At 46.2% G+C, this 20,858-nt stretch carries 19 protein-coding genes and 2 pseudogenes; all 21 read right to left on the minus strand.

Annotation, left to right across the window (positions count from 1 at the left end; all coding sequences use genetic code 11):
* Window positions 1-709 precede the first annotated feature (709 nt).
* The gene (locus tag DFO56_RS17195) at window positions 710-1,804 is read right to left on the minus strand and encodes a hypothetical protein (protein ID WP_045512880.1); all 1,095 of its coding nucleotides are present in this window, start codon (window positions 1,802-1,804) and stop codon (window positions 710-712) included.
* Entirely contained in the window at window positions 1,792-2,961 is a 1,170-nt protein-coding gene (locus DFO56_RS17200; protein WP_045512883.1) for an MFS transporter, read from the minus strand. The genes DFO56_RS17195 and DFO56_RS17200 overlap by 13 nt, the downstream gene beginning before the upstream one ends.
* A complete protein-coding gene (locus DFO56_RS17205; protein WP_045512886.1) occupies window positions 2,948-3,913 on the minus strand; it encodes a hypothetical protein in 966 nt (321 codons plus the stop codon). Before DFO56_RS17205 ends, DFO56_RS17200 begins: the two co-directional genes overlap by 14 nt.
* Window positions 3,910-4,872 (minus strand): methyltransferase, encoded by a 963-nt coding sequence (locus DFO56_RS17210; RefSeq protein WP_045512889.1) that lies wholly within the window; start codon window positions 4,870-4,872, stop codon window positions 3,910-3,912. The genes DFO56_RS17205 and DFO56_RS17210 overlap by 4 nt, the downstream gene beginning before the upstream one ends.
* A complete protein-coding gene (locus tag DFO56_RS17215) occupies window positions 4,862-6,100 on the minus strand; it encodes an aminotransferase class I/II-fold pyridoxal phosphate-dependent enzyme (RefSeq protein ID WP_045512892.1) in 1,239 nt (412 codons plus the stop codon). Before DFO56_RS17215 ends, DFO56_RS17210 begins: the two co-directional genes overlap by 11 nt.
* 479 nt (window positions 6,101-6,579) lie before the next feature.
* Complete coding sequence (locus DFO56_RS17220; protein WP_045512240.1) at window positions 6,580-8,019, minus strand: VasL domain-containing protein; 1,440 nt, start codon at window positions 8,017-8,019, stop codon at window positions 6,580-6,582.
* A gap of 375 nt (window positions 8,020-8,394) precedes the next feature.
* A complete protein-coding gene (gene tssE / locus DFO56_RS17225; RefSeq protein ID WP_045512237.1) occupies window positions 8,395-8,844 on the minus strand; it encodes a type VI secretion system baseplate subunit TssE in 450 nt (149 codons plus the stop codon).
* A gap of 660 nt (window positions 8,845-9,504) precedes the next feature.
* Window positions 9,505-9,705, minus strand: a complete 201-nt coding sequence (locus DFO56_RS17230) for a hypothetical protein (RefSeq protein WP_045512234.1) — start codon at window positions 9,703-9,705, stop codon at window positions 9,505-9,507.
* On the minus strand, window positions 9,705-10,247 hold the full coding sequence (locus tag DFO56_RS17235) for a DUF3304 domain-containing protein (protein WP_045512231.1): 543 nt from the start codon (window positions 10,245-10,247) through the stop codon (window positions 9,705-9,707). The genes DFO56_RS17230 and DFO56_RS17235 overlap by 1 nt, the downstream gene beginning before the upstream one ends.
* Before the next feature lie 191 nt (window positions 10,248-10,438).
* Window positions 10,439-10,663, minus strand: coding sequence for a DUF2345 domain-containing protein (locus DFO56_RS17240; RefSeq protein ID WP_052679819.1), 225 nt, complete (start codon window positions 10,661-10,663; stop codon window positions 10,439-10,441).
* 211 nt (window positions 10,664-10,874) lie between these two features.
* Entirely contained in the window at window positions 10,875-11,612 is a 738-nt protein-coding gene (locus DFO56_RS17245) for a hypothetical protein (RefSeq protein WP_045512228.1), read from the minus strand.
* Window positions 11,596-11,889: a hypothetical protein gene (locus DFO56_RS24655; RefSeq protein WP_147271686.1), complete on the minus strand. Its 294-nt coding sequence runs from the start codon at window positions 11,887-11,889 to the stop codon at window positions 11,596-11,598. Before DFO56_RS24655 ends, DFO56_RS17245 begins: the two co-directional genes overlap by 17 nt.
* Window positions 11,890-12,108: 219 nt before the next feature.
* Window positions 12,109-12,918 (minus strand): hypothetical protein, encoded by an 810-nt coding sequence (locus tag DFO56_RS17255; RefSeq protein WP_045512222.1) that lies wholly within the window; start codon window positions 12,916-12,918, stop codon window positions 12,109-12,111.
* 32 nt (window positions 12,919-12,950) lie between these two features.
* Window positions 12,951-13,436, minus strand: a complete 486-nt coding sequence (locus DFO56_RS17260; protein WP_052679818.1) for a DUF4123 domain-containing protein — start codon at window positions 13,434-13,436, stop codon at window positions 12,951-12,953.
* Between the two features lie 2 nt (window positions 13,437-13,438).
* Window positions 13,439-14,926: pseudogene (locus tag DFO56_RS17265) on the minus strand (DUF2345 domain-containing protein); the annotation flags it as partial.
* 136 nt (window positions 14,927-15,062) lie between these two features.
* Window positions 15,063-15,326, minus strand: a complete 264-nt coding sequence (locus DFO56_RS17270; RefSeq protein WP_071925228.1) for a PAAR domain-containing protein — start codon at window positions 15,324-15,326, stop codon at window positions 15,063-15,065.
* A 331-nt stretch (window positions 15,327-15,657) separates the two neighbouring features.
* Window positions 15,658-16,752, minus strand: coding sequence for a hypothetical protein (locus DFO56_RS25175; RefSeq protein WP_158539533.1), 1,095 nt, complete (start codon window positions 16,750-16,752; stop codon window positions 15,658-15,660).
* Between the two features lie 81 nt (window positions 16,753-16,833).
* Window positions 16,834-17,838 (minus strand): annotated as a pseudogene (tssK, locus tag DFO56_RS17285) (type VI secretion system baseplate subunit TssK); the annotation flags it as partial.
* 18 nt (window positions 17,839-17,856) lie between these two features.
* Complete coding sequence (tssC, locus tag DFO56_RS17290) at window positions 17,857-19,404, minus strand: type VI secretion system contractile sheath large subunit (protein ID WP_045512212.1); 1,548 nt, start codon at window positions 19,402-19,404, stop codon at window positions 17,857-17,859.
* A gap of 32 nt (window positions 19,405-19,436) precedes the next feature.
* Complete coding sequence (tssB, locus tag DFO56_RS17295; RefSeq protein WP_045512209.1) at window positions 19,437-19,934, minus strand: type VI secretion system contractile sheath small subunit; 498 nt, start codon at window positions 19,932-19,934, stop codon at window positions 19,437-19,439.
* A 276-nt stretch (window positions 19,935-20,210) separates the two neighbouring features.
* Window positions 20,211-20,843, minus strand: a complete 633-nt coding sequence (locus DFO56_RS17300) for a helix-turn-helix domain-containing protein (RefSeq protein WP_045512206.1) — start codon at window positions 20,841-20,843, stop codon at window positions 20,211-20,213.
* Between the last annotated feature and the right edge of the window lie 15 nt (window positions 20,844-20,858).

Here is a 20,858-nt window from a genome sequence, read left to right on the forward strand (position 1 = left end):
ACAATAGCCCTGCTTATTACGTGTATTAACTGGCTATGGCCTGCACTTCACCATGGAAGGTGTCCCGTTGAGGGATTTTACTACGCACGCTCTGAATAAATTGCTATCGCTCTACAGGCTGGACATTAATGACAGCGCGCTTATCCCTGACGTGCTTAGTTCAGAGGCAGGGAAGCACAGAGTCAGCCGTTCGCATGGCGTGTTGAGTTCACCACACCGCAGACCGTTCAGGATAAAGATGTTCTGATGAAGTATGCTAGTCGCCGGTAGGCTTCTACTACGAAAGAGCCTGAATAAGCTTCACAATGAATATTACCGCCGCGCTGATGAGCGAGAATGTGCGGAGTGTTATGAATCTATCGTTCGCCTTTACAACTCCAGAGATCCCTGTGATTTAGAATCAGCATATCCGGAAGCCATTTCCTGCACTAAGGCCGCTTGAGCGGCCTTTTTTACGCCCCTCGTTTAATTCCCCGTACCGTTAGACATTCAGGTAATTCTGTCTAGCAATGCTAGGATTGCTGGCATCAAGCCAGCTGCAGCTACGTGGCCACATCCAAAATGTTGGCTAAATTTCTCCCCGGATGTGCGGTCGGCAGCAGAACTGAACAGTCAGGTTAAAATGTCAGGGTGGATGCTCCCTGAAGAAAAACCGCAGTGATCAGTGTGAATTTGATATTTCGCTGCAACCAGTCGCAATGATCAACGCTCATGTTCCCTGATGGCTATCAACGTCCTTTATTACCAGACATGAAGCCTTATCTTCAACGGGGCGTGTCTGCGTTCTGATAAAGGGCTTTATTTTGTGTGTAGTTTCCGATGTTAAAAAAGTGCGCTTGGCGGCAATAAATACATGAAAATATAAAGAATCGCTAATTAATTCACTGATTAGCGGAGAGGATTTTAACCATGTGTCAATTGCGTCAAACGAATTCAGGACCCGTTCAGAAACCATCAATACTAGTCCCAGTCCGTGCTCGTGGTGATCGACTTCAACCAGCTGCAGGTCAGTGTCAGAAACGAGACGACCAGAGCCCTCTGACAATACCAGGGCAAACTCATGGATTGAAATCGTCGTGCCAAGAATGTTCCTTGATGTGGGTATCCGTCCCTGAAGATGCAGAACATCACCTGTCTGACCACAAGGACACCTGAAATTGCGTTCGAGGATGCCAACATCCCCCATCGTGTGATTCAGCAGATGTTTTTTTTCAGGATACCTCACCGTAACACTGAATTCACCGCCATGGGATGAGCGAATCAGCTCAATGTGATCATAAATATGATAATGGCTGCCACTCAGATGTGAGCACTGAAAGCCTACTGGCCCGGTTTCCTGCGACGTATATGCCAAAGGCTTGATGATCACTCCCGGAAGCAGTGCCTGCGCCTTGTCGACCAGTGTGTCTGGGAACATTTCCCCGAGATAAAAAATGTTCCTGACGGAAGCAAGCTGAATTTTTCGCGTCGGCGTCAGCAAGCGTTCAGCAAAGCTTGGCAGGCATATTATCGTGTCGATGTTACCGACAGACACGGCCTCGCAGAGGGCATCATGCTCGACAACCGAGGCGAAGGGATAATATTTCACACCGAGATGGCGGCAAATCTCATGAGCAAACAAAAACCCGCCCCACAGATTGCCTGCCGTGAGGCAATTCGCGACGGCACGAACCTTCAAATCGTTGAACAACGGCCCAAGCGCCTGCGCTGCTGCCGACGTTACAAACTGGTAATTTTCCCAGGGATGCTCAACGGTTCTGGCATCCGCTGTAGTTCCGCCTGTGGCGAAAACTATGGCTGACATGGCGCCTCCTTTCTGGCCGTGGTTTTCAGGCAGATAAACGAAATCAAGGCCGCACTAAACACCGTAATGAAGATAAACAGCGGTACATAATCAGGTATATGTGTGATCGCAAACCCAGTAAGCCAGGAGCCGAATGCCTCACCAGCATTGGATACAATTAGTATGTAACTGAACAGAACGCTTGCTGAGATGCTGGAAGAAATGTGCGTGGCCTTAAAATACAATTCCGGAATAATCACGGACTCATAAATACTGTAAGCAATCAGGGCCGCAATCGCGATATGCACTGATCCCAACAAGTAGGCAGAGGATAATACTCCACCGACCAAAATTATTTGCAAGCTGTACCGCTCACCGAAAGAGGTCAGTTTCACCACACCTCCCTGCCATAAGCAGATGGTCACGCCGACAATTGAGAAAAAGGCCCCGGAATACTTGCCGAGATCCGGATTGATTTTATCCAGCAGCGTCGTGGCGGTGATGAACACACCCATGATGAGGAAGCAGAAAAACGACGACAGCAGAAGGCGCTGTATGTCTACACTGGCCATGACGCCCTGAAAGCCCGTCCGCATGCCCATCAGGATGGAGCCGGTGGACGGTTTAAAGTTAGCAGGAAGACAATAGATGAGTCGCAGTGCCATCAAAGCCATCACGACGCCGGAGAAGGTCAAGATCAGCAGCATGGTGTCAATAAACGCAAATTTCATCGTCGCCACCGCCAGCATCGGCGCCACAAAGACCGCTGAGTTCTGGCACAGGGAAAATGTGTTAAGCGCTTTTTTCAGTTGGGGCCCACCAAGAGTTTCCGCGAGGACCTCCCTTAAAAAAGGCTTGGAAATAGATTTTGAAACCGCAATAAGCAGGAAGAAGAGCAACCAGCCAGATAGCGATAAAGTCAGATAAATAGTTATAAAAGCGGCGCTTCTCAGCAGCAAGGAAGTGAATATTAATTTTCTTCTGGAGAAACGTTCAAGATAGCCGGTTGAAGTCAGCATCAGCAGACTTTCAAGCACAACAGCCCCCGCAAGGCAGGCTGCCACACCGGACGCACTCAGCTCCGGGGAATTACCCAGCAGCGGGAGAGCGAAGAAGAAGGAAAACTCCGCAAGAAATACCGTCAAAAAAATAAAGAGGGTCGTTTTATTCGCATGCATGATTATCGTGAATTATCCTTGCGAGCTGATCGAATACAAATGCCCTAATCTCTTCAGGGAGTTTCGTCAGACCGGTTTCAGCGGTGGCCATTTCATTAAAGTAAAAACCATCATTATTCATTAGCCAATCGACGGACAATACTGCACTGCCTGCCTGAGCCATGATGTCGCGGGAGAGCTGCAGCATTTTTGAGAAATAAGGTAAATGGCCATAGTCAGCCAGAAACGCCTGCTCCGTCAGAATCATCTGCTCACCGCCCAGGGCAACATTTCCGATGTAGCCTTTACCGCGCGGTTTGCGAAACTTCACAAAAGCCAGTCTCTGCGCGATAAAGAAAAATCGGACGTCACAGGCATCGGTCAGGAAAGACATCATGAAATATTCGACAGATGAGGCGGAAATTAGGTTTCCGGTGCTTACTGCGTGCTGAGAGCTTCCTGACTTGATTACACCAAACCCCATGCCAGTACCGGTGGGTTTAAAAATGTATTCGCCGGGATGACTGCCGATGAAACGCTCAATGGCAGGAATGACCTGACGGTGATATCCGAGCATGGTGAAAGGGAGTACCGGCGCGCCCGCTTTTGCGGCCAGAGTCATCTGGCCAATCTTGTCCCATTCCAGGGTTTCGATCCCGGCTATCCTGTCATTCAGCAGGCATGCTCTTCTGACACGAAGAAAATAGCGCAGTGTTGAGGCGACAGCCCGGGCCTGGGGATTGAGGTTGGCGGGAGAAATAATAAAAGCAGCGGTAGACTCATCCAGCAGTTGGTTTTGATGTTGTAATGCTAACCTCCCGTCCGGACATGATGAAACAATGCACTCTTCCAGAGCAATAAATCTGAAGGCAATATCCCGTTTAGCGAACTCGCGGGTATACTCCGCGTATGCCTGCTCAATTTCGGCAACATTACTGTATTCTTCCTTTGCTACGAGCCAGTATAGATTCATACATTTTCCTTACGCCAGACCATAACAGACTGAGACAGAGAGGTGGCAAATGTTCCCTCAATGACGAAACCAGCAGTCTGCGCCAGCGCGGCATATTCATCATAAAACCGCTCTTTCCCAAGAAATAGCGCGTCCATAAGCAGGTCCAGCGTTTTTCCCTTACTACTGTCAGATTTTTTGATTATTTCAACCACATAAAGTTTCGAGTCCGCTCTCATGGCCCGATGGCAGTTTTGCAATATATTTAGGGCATCGGCATCATCCCAGTCGTGAAGGATGTTTTTCAGTATGTAGATATCCTTATCTTCGGTAACCCTTGCAAAGAAATCACCATCCAGATAGTCAATTCCTGCTTCCGTCCTGCTGTTCCCGGAATATACATCGAGTACAGTGGCAGATTTCAGGTCGTATCTCTGGTGTAACTTTTTCATGAGCACACCCCGGCCACCGCCGACATCTACAACCTCCGCCTGCGCATCACACTCAATATAACGAACAAGTTCGGTTGAAAGTTCTTCGGTTATCTTTGCCATTAATCTGTCAAAGGTATCTTTCAGCGCAGGCCGGGAACGGAGGAGTGAAAAAAAAGGCTCACCATGCCGGTTTTCAAAAGCAGAAGCGGAGTTGTCTGAGTGCAGGGAAGAAGGATAATCTGGCCAAATGCTCCAGTACTCTTCACCCAGTTCACATAATATCCATAGCGACTCAAGGCTGTTCTCATCAGCAAGTGGTTCGGCTTCTTCAGACAAAGAGTACCCCGCCTCGCTAATGCACACGACGTGGCGTTCTGTCATTACATCAAGCAGACGTGAGAGACGGGAGGCATCTACTTTGCAGATGGAAGACAGTTCAGCGAGTCTCAGAGGGCCCATACGGCCCAAACATACCGGAATTCCCAGTTTGACGAACGCATGCAGGGCAGTTGAATACCGATAGGCAGTAATCATCTCAGTCAGCATGGTTTATCCCAGTCAGAACATTTACTGACGCTGCGAAGCGTTCAAGATCGGCAGTAGAATGCGCGGCTGAGAGCGCAACCCGAATAATGCTCTCAGATTTAGGTACCGTCGGATACATAGCTGCCGTAGCCAGAAATCCCTGGCTACGGAGTGTACTTGAGGCGTTAACGGCTTCAGTTTCGCATCCAATATGTATCGTGCGGATGGGACTTATTACATCCTTTATTTCAACATTACGAACAAGACTGTCAAAAAGCTGTACATTTCGCTTCAGTTTTGTTTGGAGTTGAGTAATTTCATCGGAAAGGTGAATATCTGCTGAGGCTACACATGCCGCAATACCCGGTAAGGATGGCGGTCCACTAAAAATATAATTCAGCGCATATTTTTTGATAAATGAAGCGGCCTGAGGATGTCTGAATGAGGCTGAACCACCGTGGGAACCGAATGCTTTTGAGAGAGAAGATAGAAGAATAAGATTGTCACGAAATTCTCCCAACTGATAAAGAGCATAGCCACATCCATTTTTTCCTATAATAGAGGTGCCGTGGGCATCATCGACATAGTAGTAACCATTATATTCTGCTGCTACTTCCGTGAGAAAACGAATATCATTACTCCCCCCCATGGACCCCAGGGAATCAGATATAAGCACAGGTGTTTTTCCGTTTTCCCGGCATAGGCTTAACACCGTATATAAATTTTCATAGTCCGAGAAGTCAACCCTGTCATAGCTACCAAATTGTTCAAGGATTCCCCGTAATATCTGTACGGAGGCGTGTGTCGTTTTATCCACGATCCACTGTATCCCCTTTGGACTAATGTCATATCCGGGTAATTCTCCAGAGCCCAAGACTGGTAATACTGCTAAATGAGCCGCTCCTACAGAGTTGAAAATAACAGTATTCGAATTGAGAAATATGGTGTTTAGATTTGCTTCCAGCTCATCAAATATATCACATTTTGCACGCGTTCTCGCTGCTGCATACTGTACGCCAAATTTATCAACAGACTCTTTGATTGCTTGTACAAGAGCAGGATGCCTCTCAAGGCCGAGATAAGAACAGGACATGAAATCGATATATTCATTGCCTGAACTGCACACAATACCTCTGCCATGAGTCCGGGATGAAATGGTTAAATCATTTATACCCCGCATCCATATTTGCTCTTGATGGGGTTTACTTGAATTGATGCGTTCTGACAGCCAGTTTTGCTTTGCGGTCATTACTGCTCCTCAGTCCATTGCATTACGGGTGATACATTCCATATCAAGGATAGAACCACAATGTTAACAATTCGTCAAATATACATATAAATTATGTGATCCGTCACCATTGGTAACATCACTAATCCCTGTCAGTACAAGAAATCATTTCAACAGTTCTAATTCCATTGCGAATAAATTAAATAAGACATAAGTTTTATAATTATTTCCACAGTGATTAAATTAAAGCATGCAAAAAAAGCCGATTTCGCGGCTCTGTTGTCTTATTTTTTTCGTCAACTCGATGCTCCGCTTTATCAAGTTCAAACATTCACCTGCTCCCCAGCCCCAAAATAAGTGCAGCATCCCATCAGATCCAACTCATTATCAACCCCGGGTAAAAGGTCGCTCTTGTTACACCGCACTTAAACGTTGCCAAATATGGCGCAACCTTCTGCATGGAGAGCCGGTCATCATACTCCTTACCAAAAGTCGTTGCCTTAATCGTTCAGGGGGCTGGGATTTACCGCTTGTTCGCGCAGCAACTTCGTTACAGGTGCGCTGTTTTTCATCTGCCCCAGTGTATAAATCTGTGCCCGGAGATGCTGTTCCAGTTGCCGGATAAGTTGCTGACGCAGAGGAGAAGCGACGGGCAATAAATTAATCTGACGAAGCTGTTCCTCCGTCGGTTCAGTCTGCTGAAAGCTGGTCATCATGCCAAAGACGGATGACTTCAGCTCACTGACCGTCATGTATTTACCCTTGTGCCCATCCAGCCCACTAAGCCGATTACTCAGTTGCTGTAACTTCGTCATCCCCTGATGCCAGCCACTCAGATTTTCTGTCGGTACGCTGGCTGCGTTCAACTGCCGAAACCACCGTTGTGCCAGTGGTTTCGCCTGTTCAGGCCAGAGCGACTGCGCCTGCTCGACTAGTTGACGGCTGTAGTTAATATTCCAGTCCGGTGGCAACTGACCTAAGCGCACGAGCTGCTGCTGCGTAGCTGTGAACATGGTTTGCGGTATGGGAGCGTGCTGACGCAGCGTATCAAGTTGCGCGGGCGTGAGTATTGCGGGTAAAGGTGCCAGCGATGCAGCAAGCTGAGTCTGTAACGGGTCAAGTCGATGCAAGGCATGCCAGCCCCACACCGTCGCCGCACTTATTATCAGCATGGTGCACATCCCGGCAGCAAAAGGTTTCCACTTTTTTACCTGCACCGGCATCGCCGTCAGTACATCCACGTTCGGCTGATGTTCGGGATGGGCAACATAAACCCAATTTACTGTATTGGCCGGTTCGCGCTTTTCGGTAACAGGAATACCCGGCAGAGCATCACTTAATATTCCGGCGCTATTCATTACTGGTGCAGGCAGCACGATACCAGCCTGAATAGTTGCACCAGAGTCGGATGCGCCGTCACTATTTTCCAGCCGAACAGCACTGTTATGTATCATCGATCGCAACGTATCGAGCTGGCTCAGATGTTTTAACTCCAGGCGCTGTAGCACCGCGCCGAGACTCGTTAGCAGTTGTTCCGCCCGGTATAGCTGGCTGAGATCGCTGTAGTTCAGCGGTAGCGTACGCATCCGTTGCTGCAGGCGTTGACTCAGGTTACTGAGGATTTCCATGCGGGCGTGTACAGGCTGCGGCCAGAGCACTCCCCACTGATGGCTTATCAGGGCCTCCAGTATCGCCAGCCCTTCATTCAGACCGAATAATCCGGCCAGTTGAGTCCGGGCAAGCGTATACCAGGCGGCCGTTTGCAATTCCACGCCATTTTGCTCAAACAGTGAGAGACAGAGTTTTTCTACATACCGCCAGTTCACGTCCGGGCGCGCCGGGTGGGTCAGTTTGCTCAACTCATCGCGCAGGATGGCATAATCCGCAAGAGTACGCGGGTCGCAACCGGTTTTGATTTTACGGGGGGAAATGTCATTCATGACCAGGTATCCATCTGATGGGTCTACAACGGTGGAAGATTATTGTTTATACAGCTTCATTTTCTGCATATTCGAAAGATTGCGGATACTGCTGTGCTGCCAGATCAGCACTATAAAACCCAGGATGCAGTAACACCTTTATAGACGGTGTCAGCCAGTTTAATTAACGAAGTAATATGCGCCTGCGGACTGGAGGCGATGGGTCTCTTTTATAAAAGAAATTGAATGATGAGTATTATCTCAGGCGCACCATTAAAATAATCATTACGCTAACAAGCCTTACCCTTGCATATTATTGTGGCTTTATTGAATAAAAGATAATGATGCAGTGTCGGCACATAGGTTCTGAGTAAATATATCCACAACCCTAAATCCTTATAATTTATCTGTCTCATCAAGATACTGCTGTTGTTTAAGATGACGAAGCAAAACACGCCCCTCAGGCATAAACACTGTGCCATAGCGTACCAGGCCAATACCATTAAGTTCAGCATCAATGGCGTAGCGCAGTTCACCGGGGATTTCCTGTTCGAGAAGAACAACGGTTATTTTTTTCAGGCGCGGCTCGTATTTGAGCAGCACGTCAGAAAATACCTGCAACAACTGGTGAGCGGTACCCGGCATACCCTGAAGAATTTTTGTCATATCCGGTAATCCATAATCCGGCAGATGCTTCAGCGTCCCGGCGCGACAATTGAGGATACGTTGCATATTGTCGAGTACAGACAAAATTGCCTGGTTTTGTTCATTGACCTGATGGAGATCAAGCCCGCCGGTGAAATTGCCGTAAAGCGTTTCATATAATGAAGGTGAACTATTTTCCATGTTTATTATTAATTACCGATGACATTTAATAAATTGAATTTTATCTTCAGAAACTTTTTTCATTTGAGATAGTGAATTTCTTCATCCCCCGTTAAACTATTCGAAAAAGGTCTCCAGCATATATCTAACCAAAACGCCATATCGCCTTGCAAACTACCATAACAACCCCAATTCCTATCTGGAAATATATTTTCTGGTGCTGGTAGCTCTAAGCCTTTTTCACAAAGGCAGGCGATAAAGTTATTATCATTGGTGTTAAATATTATAATGACCTGTGCAAATTATTTAAATTTATAGAAAATGATGGTTTTATCATGATCGGCAAAGATATTTGTCTCTTTCTTTAAATCTCCGCAAAAATAACCCAATCACTTGCTCAACGGCTGATAGTTCTTATGGCTTTATCATAAATCAAGTCGAATAAGTATATACATTATCTTTCTGCAGAGATAAAAATGAATGGGTATAAGGATGCTTTTTTTGAAATGGCATTAAATTTTGCAACAGGAATTCATTCCGCAACACAATATTTTTTCCAAAAAAAAAATCACTATATTACTTTTAATTAATGTAACCCGCCGCACTGGCTGCACAAAATGCCCTGCAGCTCTCAATATTCTCCTGTCAGTGGCCCCTGTAAACCCCGCTCCAGGCCAGTTCTCACTTCCGGGTTGATTTACAGTTGTAGCCGCTTGATGGCGCCACATTGCTAAGGCGTTGCTCTGATGCATCCTGATCAATATTGCGGTGAATCCCATCAAAAAAGAAACCAACATGCCAGGTACGTGAACAATTTCCCAGCCCGGCATCCTCTGCCTGTTGCGCCCGGTTCGCAGCTGCAATAATGCTTTCGCTATCCATCAGTTGTGCTCCTGCTTTACAGTTTTTCCGGGAATATCGGGACGTTTTTCATAAGGTGACCAGGCATTATCACTCCAGCCCAGCAGAACTTTATCTCCGGGTAAAAAGTGAACATGCAGATCATTCTCCCCCCACTTTCGTTCCGGTAATGGCATCACGACACGACGCTTTTCCAGGCGCATCCCTTTGAGATACTGTTCATGGGTGATGTCCAGCGTCCAGATAACTTCGGCCGTCTTCCCGCTGATACTGCCACAACATGTCGCTGCACCACCACCGCCAGAATAAGGATTTCTTTTATATGAAGAAGCATTGCCCCCTCCCACACCATTAACACTAAATCCCAGAATTGGCCGGTCAATTTCACTGTGAATAATTAGCGTGACCGGCCCGACTGGCGGCCCCCAGATTGAAGCCCAGACAATACAGGCACCGTAAATAATAAAAGGCGTAATCAGCGCTGCCCAAATCCATTTTCCCCAACGGGCATAGCCGCGATTTACAGCGTTATCAACCTTGCTGAACAGTTTAAATAATCCCATTCTTTATATTCCTTTTTTTATCAAACACCCTGCGCTTTCCGGTTTTATATATATGCGTGGGTATTCAGGACTATTAATCCTTACAGCAAGTCAACACATCTGCCAGCGACCACGCTCCACTTCCGGCAGGTAACGGAAAAGTCCCTTCGATTTCACTCATAGAACTCCTGCAATATCCCGCCCCATCAAATTTATTTCTGTGCCTGGAGCTGCACCGGACCTTCGCTGGCGTTCAGCGTCAGTGAACCTGTTCGTGCGAACAGACCGACACCTTCTCCGCCCAGAATTGCCATATTCCCCATCGCACCGCTGCTGAAATATCCACACACATTCACTGCCACATTATGACCGGCAGCCAGTTGTATATATTCGCTGCTGGTGAAGGCCACGCCTTGTGGGTCATGGAAATGAATCATCCCGTTCAGCGGTTTCAGGCGATGGTCGAACAGCGCTTTCTGGCTGGCAATATCGGCTTCAAGTGCCTGCGTCTGCTCTGCGGCGGTGGCCAGCCGTAAGTATCGCAGGTATGGGGTCTGGCGTATCTACAGGTATTTATAGCCGGGCATCAACTCGGTAGCGTAGCTGAATAGCAGGCTTATTAAGCCGAACAACATGGGATTGATTTAATCAAGTCACCATTGCGTCTATATACTTCGTTAAAAATTCTTTTGCCTTGTAAATTAAAAACTGATCGTCGCCACCCGTTTCTTCAGAGAAAAAGCCTTCATACAAATGAAAGCAATCCGATTGAAATTTATATCCCACAACAAACATTACAAGAACAAACACGGCACGAGAACCTAAATTAAGATAGTATGTATCCGGATTCTCAAGCCCAAGACATATGAGCTCTTTTACTTTATCACAACCCAAATATCTACACTTTTGTGGATAAAGATCATTTAACAAGTCAAATATTTGATCACTGAAATTAATGTTACTAAAGCCATCAAATTTTTCATTCGCAAGCTTATTTTTAAAACCTAAAATATGTAAATTATTCTCTCCCATAACATCTTTTAAATATCCATTAAACTTATCATATATCTGTAGAGATCTTTCTAATTCTGTGCCTGATGAATATTGCTCATTTACAGAGCTAAAACAAGAATACATTGGATCGGTGTCAAACCCATAACCAAGCACTATCGCCATGTCAATATATAATTGCAGAGGGCCACGTTGCGTTATGTTTAATTCCTTAGCTTTGTTAATTAATTTTGCAAGACTAATCTTTAATTTTTTCGCACCTAATTCATTATAAATAAAAGGGAATATCTCTTTGTAATGTTCCGACAACTCATTGGCGAAAGCATTTTTAGAATAAAAATCCAGTAAAACTAATTGATCAGTGCTTATCTTCATCCAAATTTTCACCAGTAATAATTAATTTTGTTGATGAGATGAATTCACCCACATTTGTCCTTTCTGAATCATACACATTGGTTAGAACGGAAAAAACCGCGACAACATCAACAGAGCCAGCAACAATAAAGGAAGATATTTCCGCATCTAAAATAGCCCATTTAAATGATACACTTCCATTAACTGGAATATATGTCATTTCTTTCTTTAAATCCCAATTAGCAATATTTGGTCTCAAGGGCATGCTTTTTTTTTGTTCGACGATCAATGAGTTCAACACCAGGTCCAGTTTTTTCTATGAACTTCAGGGGGATATAAAATCCTTTTGAACTAATATTTTTGATAGTAACAACAACAGGGATCTCTCTTTCATTATTGTAAACACATTCCTCTTGTCTTTCACAATTTGTACTGATAATGAAGTAGTTATTTTCAATCATTTTAAACCCTTTTGAGTATAAGGCTGGAGAAAAAATACAAATAAAAAACACCAGTACTATATTATGTCGCATTCAATTTTTCTTCCTAAACCAGGCTCATTAAGTAAATCTCTTGCTTCAATAGCAATGAGCCAACCATGCCTTTTCAATATAGTAGTATTTCCGTACGCAGCCATAATTGTCGACGACGGTTCTGCCGGATTCCCGCCATTATAGGGAACCGAAAATGGCGCATCAAGCTTGCCATCAGGCTTGTAGTAAACAACCTGGTCTTTTTTCTGTACGCCTGCTTTATAACCATACTCATCTGGTAACCCAAAACAATGTCCAAACTCATGAGCATAAACCCAAGACCCTGTATCTGTAGACACGTCAAGAAACTTCCCAGTAACCCCCTCACGATTATATTGTTTATGAATTCTAAAAACATAATGTTCATTTGACGCTACAAACTCCACTTTGAATTCTATTGGGAATATTTTAACTCCACATTTAGGATCTGTCGTTTTTAAAGAAAACTTATTATCCCAATTTTCTTTAATACCTTTTATTAAGGATTTTTTTGATTTCTCAATAACAGTTTCGTCTACACCTTTATCTGGCTCAATCTTCAATCGTATTTCCACACTAACTTTTTTTAAAGTTTTACAGTAAATTGTTAATTTATATTGTCTCGCACCAAAATTATATTCATACGATTTACCTTCAGCGTTTAACTGATCTGAATACCTTTTTACAGGATTCACCTTAATTTCTTTGGCATAGTCTTTACTCCAGCAAGATGCACAAGGTAAAGTCGCACTGATGGCTGGGTCCTCGCACCGTGCTACTTCTGAGGGGCTTTGAACCCTCACTTTCACTCCCATAAACAATCCTCTATTGCGAAACCAACGAAAAATTATTTTATAAAATAATCCTCACCGTTATATTTGCAGCCCCAGCTTATGATTGACATTAAAAATACATCTAATTGTTTGTCTGTTAAAACCTCTGGCAGAAAGATAAGAACCCGAGGATCATAATACCGCAGCATTGCCACCTGATTATTTGGCATAATTACTTCCAGCCTATTTTTCAAATGGAAAAAGAGATCATCAAAAGATGACGAACTTAAAATCCAGGAAACAGAAGGGTATTTCAACTCTAAATTATTTAATATGGAAAAAAGATCATTATCAATACTCTCCAAAGCCAATAGCCAAGGTCCTGCAAATGCGAGACATCTATCCTCCCAACTATCAAATAAAGGCATGACACCATTGCGTTTAAATAATTCTATTGTGCAGAAACGATCATACTGAGCACCATCCACAAGAGCATATATTTTTCTTTTATCGCTTTCATTTTGTATTTCTTTCAGACGGTCTACTATTGAATGCTTCATTATTATTCTCCCTTAATTAGTATCGGCGCACCATTTTCTGCTGCTTCAAGAAGACAACTCAAACATATGCCACTTTGGCTAAACGAAGGCATCATTCCGCTCAAGGATGCTGGTGCTGTCAGATACGTCCGCTTTATCCTCCGCGTATAGGTCATATCCGTGCCGTACTCTACCTTCCCGTTGTCGATGACGAGATAGCTGCCGCCGCCGATCAGCGTCACCTTCTTCTTACCGGCGAACAGTATGTCGCTCGCTGATATCAGGCTCAGCTTTTGTTCTGCGGATAAGTGCATTGCGCCGTTCTGTGCCTGGATCTGCACCGGACCTTCGCTGGCGTTCAGCGTCAGTGAACCCGTTCGTGCGAACAGACCGACACCTTCTCCGGCCAGAATTGCCGCATTCCCCATCGCTCCGCTGCTGAAATCTCCCCCCGCGTTCACTGCCACATTCTGACCAGCAGCCAGTTGCAGATGTTCGCCGCTGGTGAAGGCCACGCCTTGCGGGCCATGGGAATGAATCATCCCGTTCAGCGGTTTCAGGCGCTGGTCGAACATCGCTTTCTGGCTGGCAATATCGGCTTCAAGTGCCTGCGCCTGCTCTGCGGCAGCAGCCAGAGCTTTCAGTTGCTGTTGGCAGACGTCGATTTCTTTCAGCGCCGTTTCCATGTCCAGCACCTCCCCTACCGCCTTCTGCTGACCGTCAGCGGTGATAAACAGTCCTTTCGCCACGCGGATGACGCCGTATTCATCCGTTCTGAGTTCAAAACCGGAGCCCCGCTGTTTGCTCTGCTCATCAGAGATATGGCCCTGGTTGAGCTGTGTACCGCCGAATGGCGTAGTGAGTGCAATATGTTCCTGCCCACGCAGGTCTTCCATTCGTAGCTCGTTGCCTGCTGCCGTGCGCAGGATGTTCTGGCTGCGGTTATCGCGGGTGACGATGTCCTGATGTTCTGAATCGTGGAAGGCGTGGGCAATATACGGGCGGTCGATATCACCGTCTTCATAGGCGATTCCAACTTCCGTGCCGTCAGTCAGCGGCGTGTGCCAGCCGTAAGTGTCGCCGGAACAGGGCTTCGCCTGGCGTATCCACAGGTAGTTGTAGCCCGGCTCCGCATCTTCGCGGCTGAAGTCCATCTTCACCCGGTAACGGCCCTGATTGTCCAGCCAGGCATAGATATCGCCCTGCTCCCGGCTTTCAATGCGCGCCGGCAACGTGCCGTGGATGTGTGGCCGGGGTTCCTCCTGTGGCCGGAAGCAGAACTGTTCGCTGTACGGCATTCCCCATACCGACATATGCAAGCGCGTGTCGCGGGCGGCGCGATAGGTGATAAGCGTCATCAGCATGCCGTCTTTCAGGTCATTAAGGTTGCTGCCGTCTGCTTCCAGCACCATGCCCGGCATCAACCCGGCGGCGTTGCTGAACAGGTGCAGCCTGGCGGATTTATTCAGTTCGCGTTCGTGGTGAAGTCGGGCATAAAACGCCCCGCTTTCGTACCAGTCCAAAATAAAAAAGACAGCACACAGCCTACAATCAGCAGAAACACCAATAACCCTAACCATTTACGTGTATCAGGGCGATGAACTTTGGGGATTGCCGCAGGGACTTCATCGAGAAACACCGGCATAGTTATGCTACCTTCCCCGCCGAAAATGAACTGATCAGCGTGCAACCACATCCACATTTATGGCCATGGAACGCAACAGGAACCCCCTGATCAAGATAGTCTGGATTTCCCTCAACAATTGTCGTAGGCCCATGCCCCTCTTTTGGGCATGAAACCTTATCGCCTTTACGTGCCACGCCAATGCCGCCAAACTTCATTGTGCAGGATCCTGTTAACACAGCGCCACCATGCGTGGTTTTATCACCAATACGAACGATTGCTAACATAGATATATATCCCTAAATTACATCTGTGGTTTCACTTAACAAATAAGGACTATGAACCCACTGATTTATCCTGTAATTGAATGCATAACTCTTGTATTGATATAATCGACATTATACTTTTTTAGTCGTCAACTCGTACTATTTCGCACTATCAAGATTATTATCCCTATATTTTAAATTAAAATTTATTACTTAAGTATATTTAGAGTTAAAAATAATTAGTAAATTAAACCACTTAATAAAAAACAATCATCACAATAACTAATCTAAATTACCGAATAAACCATCATAAAATTAATAATACTGATACAAAACAACAGCCATGGACATGTTAATACTGCGCCTCAACTAACACATGTAAGTTTGTCCCTGTGTTATTCTTATAAAAATAGTAACTAGTGGTTTCGGAATCCATTGCAACCAATATCTTTAATCTGTCGTTATCAACCCATTTATAATCAACAGAAAAACCATTAGCTTTATAGCTATTGTTATCGTTAGGTAAAATTTTACTTAGTTTACCAGATGCGCTCTCATCAAATGAAATAACTTCCTGATAAGACTCTTTTATGCCCATATTGTCAAATATACAAATATACTCAGATGTACCATCAAATTGGCTTTCAACATTTCTATTATGACAATATTTACCCCAATTATTATTTAAATACAAAGCATTATCTTGAGGTGTAATGACATTGCTCTGTTTATAAAAAACAACATAATCCTGATCGGTAACAAACAAATTACTCCCAGCTTTTACAATTGCATCATAAGGAACTGGACACTCTTTACCAGGAAACAATGATGTAATTTCATAAACATCTTCTGGGAATTGAATGTTTTCATATTTGAACAACATGCTATACATATTTACGATATTAGTCGACATGAAGTATGAAAGAGCGCTTTTCTTCAACTTAACATATTCCATAGAACATATATTTTTATTTTCCAGGAAATCATTGGTTATTATTAATCTCTTATTTCCAATATTCAAAATGGATTTATTGTAAATCATATTAAGATAATTGACGGTGTAAGTATTATGCTTACCAAAAAGATTACGCTCTGATATTTTATCAAACACCCAACGAGTTTCTTTTATATCATCATCTGAGTGCGCAATACCTGATAGCAATGATATCAATAACAAATAGACTAAATAAATTCGATTACACATATTTACCCTCATAAAATTAATGTGATGAATCATAAATATTGTGCAAAAAAGGCCACCATTTGTGGTATCAAGAAATTCGGCTGGAGCCCCTTCATAAGCTGCTTGATTGAGTTTAAAAATAGATATCGGCCTTTCCGTAATACCATTCGCTGGGGTGCATGACGATAATGCGGTGGAGATGATCGCGGTAAGACGGGTTATGCACGGCCTGCAAATACTCTTGCTCAGAATAAATGCCGTCATTACTGGAGTCGATCTGCTTGAGAAGACGATTGTAATTATACTGGTTCATCGCCCGGCTACTGTCTGTTTCATTCTGCGCGGCTTCCAGGTTTGCTCGTCCAGGCGGGTCATATTCACGGCAACCACGCGCGACGGCAGACTGGCTTCCAATAGCTCACTGATAAGTTCAAATAACGGCGGGAAGGTGTTTTCCGGAGCGTGATGGTCATAGCTCGGGATTGCATCCAGATCGCGATCCAGCGAAAACGTCAGCAGGCTGCCGGCAAGTCGCGCCAGCTCTGCCCATACCTGTTCAGGGTGACGAGCCGGGAAGCGTTCGAACTCAGTCAAAACACGGGCATGCGTATTTAGCGCATTCAGCAACCAGAACAGCGAGACATCGGCAACCGCAAAGTCTGCCATGCGGTCATTGCTCTCGCGACGCATCGCCATCAGACGCTGGCGTCGGGAACGCAACTGGCGGTTCAGCAGCACCAGACGTTCACGTAACAGGCTGCTTGCAGAGAACATTGCCATCGGTGGCACAAAGTCCGGATCCTGACGCCAGCCGCCCTGCCCATCACGCAACAGACGAGCTACGGCACAGGTCTGCCAGGCATCGTTACTTTCGTGATCAAAGCGGAACGCAAGATTGAAACGGGCCACGGCCATTGGCTCTTCTTCCTGACCGAATAGATCCTGAACGGCCACCCACTCTTCGCGATAGCGCAGCGGACGTTCGGCAGACACGGTTTCCATCTGGACATTAACAATGCCGGGTTGCATCACTGGCAGCGCAATCAGCACGGTCACACTCTCCACCTGACCGGAGTCCGGCAGCGCCACTTCTCTCGGCTCAGGCGGTAAATCACTGTTTTGTGTGTCAACCAGTGTGCCATCCGGCAGCCACAGACGCAGGGTCTGCACCTGCACCCGATCAGACGCGAGAAGGGCCTCATTGAACTCGACTCGCTCAACCCCCCACGGAAAGGGGCTGTAAAGCCGGGATAATCCGGCACGGGAAAAAGATTCCCACCCGGACTGCTGCTGGAACTGCTGAGGGGCCAGCAAGGCCCCTTCATTCCATAACGGACGATAGATCTTCATCCCTGGTATTCCTTCGCCTTATGACTTGGCCTTCGGCATCTGGGAAACCAGTGACAGGTTGACGTCCATGCCTTCGACCTGAAAATGCGGGATGGCATAGAGTTTGACGCGGAAGAACCCCGGGTTATCGTCAATATCTTCCACCACGACTTTGGCATCACGCAGCGGGTGGGAAGCCTGCAGCTCGTCGCCCGGATCGGTCATTTCAGTGACCAGACTGCGCACCCAGGTGTTCAGCTCCAGTTCCAGTAATCGGCGATCTTTGGTCGTACCGATGTTTTCACGCTGAATAAGCTTCAGATAATGCGCAATACGCGAGAGCAGGAAGATATACGGCAGGCGCGCATTGATACGGCTATTGGCGGTTGCGTCAGCGGTATCGTACAGCGCCGGTTTCTGCGTGGAGTTAGCGGAGAAGAAGCAGGCGTAATCACGATTTTTGTAATACGACAGTGGAATAAAGCCGAGATTTGCGAACTCGAACTCACGCGTTTCCGGGATCATCACTTCAGAGGGGATTTTTACCTGATTTCCCGTGCCGAGGTCGTAAAGGTGAATAGGCAGATCCTGAACTGCACCGCCCGCCTGCGGGCCACGAATTTGTACACACCAACCGTTATTGATAAAGCTGCGTACCATATTGGCGGCAAAGGCGAACGAGGCGTTGGTCCACAGATATTTATCGTGATCCGGCCCTTTCACTTCTTCCACATAATTGAAACTGCGTACCGGCACGGTGTCAGGGCCATATGGCAGGCGGCCAAGCACACGCGGCATCACCAGACCGATATAGCGGGAGTCGTCCGTCTCGCGAAAGGATTTCCACTTGATGTACTCAGCGCGGTCAAAGTAGTTGCCGATATCTTTTATCGCCGCCACGTCCGCCATCGCGTCCTTGAGGAAAAATTTCGGCCCCGCAGAGCCGATAAACGGCATGTGGGCAGCGGCAGACACTTTCGAAATATTGCGCAGCAAAGCGACATCCTGCGCAGAAGCATCAAACTCGTAAGCAGAAATCAGCGCGGCAATGGGCTCGCCACCCGGCGTGTCATATTCATCGATATAAGTGTGTTTGTATAAACCACTCTGGATAATTTCGGGGCTATCTTCAAAATCCTGGCGCAGATCGTCTTTGGAGAGATCGAGCAGTTCGATTTTGACGTTCTGGCGAAAATCGGTTTTATCCACCAGAGATTTCAGCCCACACCACAGACTTTCTACTGCCTGAAACGCCTCATGGTGCATCACCGCATCCAGTTGACGGCTAATCTGGTAATCCAGCTCTGCGATATGGTGATCAATCAAATTGCGGTCAAGTTTTTCAACTTTCGAATCGGATTTTGTCAGGCATTCCAGGAACACCTGCATCCCTGCGGTCAGACGCTCATCGGCTGTTGCATCCGACATCGCCTGCGCATCCTGCCAGATATCCAGCGCGCTTAGCGTTGTTACCGGGTTCAGATTGATTTTTTCAAATAAAGAGGCATACACACCTCCCGCTTGCGTGCCTTGTAAAACCACGCTTTCGCCTGTGGCGACACTTTCATTTTGTACAGACATCAACATTCCTTATTCATCTGTTAAAACTTCGCCAGCATTTATGGCTGTTTGGGCGCAAGAGAGGAGAGCTCATCACGCAGTTCTGCGCTGAGAGAGGGGTTAAGAAGAATTTTTTCTAATTCCTTTCGGAAAGTCTGATTATCGAGTAAGTTCGCTTTCAGATCGCGAAGCAGATTGCGCATTGCCAGCATCGCTTTGAGCTGGGGAATTTGGCGGGCAACCTCTTCTGGCGTGAAATCTTTCATATCGCGGAACGTCAAGCTGATATTCTCTTCGCTGGCATTACCCGCCAGGGTATTTTCAACAATAAGGTTAACTTTTGGGGAATAATCAGAAAGAACACTATTAAAGTTATTTTTATTAACGTTGACTTTAACGCGTTCGCTTAAAGACGCCGTTTCCTGCCCATTACTAAAATCACCCGTCACCAGTAATTTCAACGGTAATTCTGTTTTTTTCTGTGCTCCGCCCGTATGCAGGTCGAGTTTCAGGTTGATACGTGCTTTCGGTATCTCCCGCTGGAAGCTATCGCTCATCGTTCCCTCTCTGTTTATTGCTTTGTGATATTTGCGCGTAACTATCCCTGCGCATAACACGGCAACAATAAACCAAAACGTTTCATTTTTTCACATCGAATTTTAAAGATTAGGAATAAATAAAGAAATTTACTTAATTATTAATATTCGGAGTTATTAATTGATGAACTAATTATCGCACAGCACTTTCCAGATAATATTATTGCCGGTAATAAAGCCGCGCAATATTTTCGGAAAGCATTTCTGAATGTATTTTAATTCATCGCTAAAGTTTCTTTAACGCTGTTCAAGTTGATAATACGGTACCCGCCGCGTTGTGCCCGTCAGGCTATCGAATACATCCGTTTCTGCGGTGCTGATCCTCATCCCTTTCTTTCTGAGTCTCGCCACATCGGCGGCCAGCCGCTGAATGCCAAACCAGAATAACGCATCAAGCGCCGTGACCTGGAGCCCCCTCTCCAGCGCCAGCTTCAGACGTTCGCGCGGGGCTTTAACCTCTTTGGCGATTTGCTGGTACGGCGCAGCCGTAACGTTGGTGGGATCAAGGCGACGAATACGATTGGAAAAGCGGTAGCTAAAGGCATCCGGGATAGCGCTTAAATCGCTTTTCAGACTGTAAGTACATCCCCAGCGGCTGCCGCTGATAACGGCGGGTTTGCGGCTGATTTGCAGCTCGTCGCGCAGGCTGTCAATAAGCTGCGGCGCACGAACCAGCAACAAACGAAAAGGTAGCTCCAGGCTGGTAACGTAATCCACATTCAACAGTGCAATGCGTAAACGTTCCTGCGCCCCGGCCTGCGTCTGGCGGCACTCGTCCATGACATCTGCCCACTGACGCGCCAGACGCGGCGTTTCATCAACTGCGGTGAAACTATATTTTTCAATCTGATAGTCGATGCGCCCGCTCATCTTTGTCTGCCTCTG

This window comes from Kosakonia sp. AG348, from assembly GCF_003337365.1.
Classification (GTDB): domain Bacteria; phylum Pseudomonadota; class Gammaproteobacteria; order Enterobacterales; family Enterobacteriaceae; genus Kosakonia.

Coding starts and splice junctions, on each gene's coding strand:
- tssE (WP_045512237.1), bottom strand. CDS start 8,844: ATGGAAAATAGTTCACCTTCATTATATGAAACGCTTTACGGCAATTTC.
- DFO56_RS17240 (WP_052679819.1), bottom strand. CDS start 10,663: ATGATTCATTTCCATGACCCACAAGGCGTGGCCTTCACCAGCAGCGAA.
- DFO56_RS17300 (WP_045512206.1), bottom strand. CDS start 20,843: ATGAGCGGGCGCATCGACTATCAGATTGAAAAATATAGTTTCACCGCA.
- DFO56_RS17220 (WP_045512240.1), bottom strand. CDS start 8,019: ATGAATGACATTTCCCCCCGTAAAATCAAAACCGGTTGCGACCCGCGT.
- DFO56_RS17195 (WP_045512880.1), bottom strand. CDS start 1,804: ATGTCAGCCATAGTTTTCGCCACAGGCGGAACTACAGCGGATGCCAGA.
- DFO56_RS17230 (WP_045512234.1), bottom strand. CDS start 9,705: ATGGATAGCGAAAGCATTATTGCAGCTGCGAACCGGGCGCAACAGGCA.
- DFO56_RS17200 (WP_045512883.1), bottom strand. CDS start 2,961: ATGCATGCGAATAAAACGACCCTCTTTATTTTTTTGACGGTATTTCTT.
- tssC (WP_045512212.1), bottom strand. CDS start 19,404: ATGTTGATGTCTGTACAAAATGAAAGTGTCGCCACAGGCGAAAGCGTG.
- DFO56_RS17205 (WP_045512886.1), bottom strand. CDS start 3,913: ATGAATCTATACTGGCTCGTAGCAAAGGAAGAATACAGTAATGTTGCC.
- tssB (WP_045512209.1), bottom strand. CDS start 19,934: ATGAGCGATAGCTTCCAGCGGGAGATACCGAAAGCACGTATCAACCTG.
- DFO56_RS17215 (WP_045512892.1), bottom strand. CDS start 6,100: ATGACCGCAAAGCAAAACTGGCTGTCAGAACGCATCAATTCAAGTAAA.
- DFO56_RS17210 (WP_045512889.1), bottom strand. CDS start 4,872: ATGCTGACTGAGATGATTACTGCCTATCGGTATTCAACTGCCCTGCAT.
- DFO56_RS17245 (WP_045512228.1), bottom strand. CDS start 11,612: ATGAAGATAAGCACTGATCAATTAGTTTTACTGGATTTTTATTCTAAA.
- DFO56_RS17270 (WP_071925228.1), bottom strand. CDS start 15,326: ATGTTAGCAATCGTTCGTATTGGTGATAAAACCACGCATGGTGGCGCT.
- DFO56_RS17255 (WP_045512222.1), bottom strand. CDS start 12,918: ATGGGAGTGAAAGTGAGGGTTCAAAGCCCCTCAGAAGTAGCACGGTGC.
- DFO56_RS17235 (WP_045512231.1), bottom strand. CDS start 10,247: ATGGGATTATTTAAACTGTTCAGCAAGGTTGATAACGCTGTAAATCGC.
- DFO56_RS17260 (WP_052679818.1), bottom strand. CDS start 13,436: ATGAAGCATTCAATAGTAGACCGTCTGAAAGAAATACAAAATGAAAGC.
- DFO56_RS25175 (WP_158539533.1), bottom strand. CDS start 16,752: ATGACGGCATTTATTCTGAGCAAGAGTATTTGCAGGCCGTGCATAACC.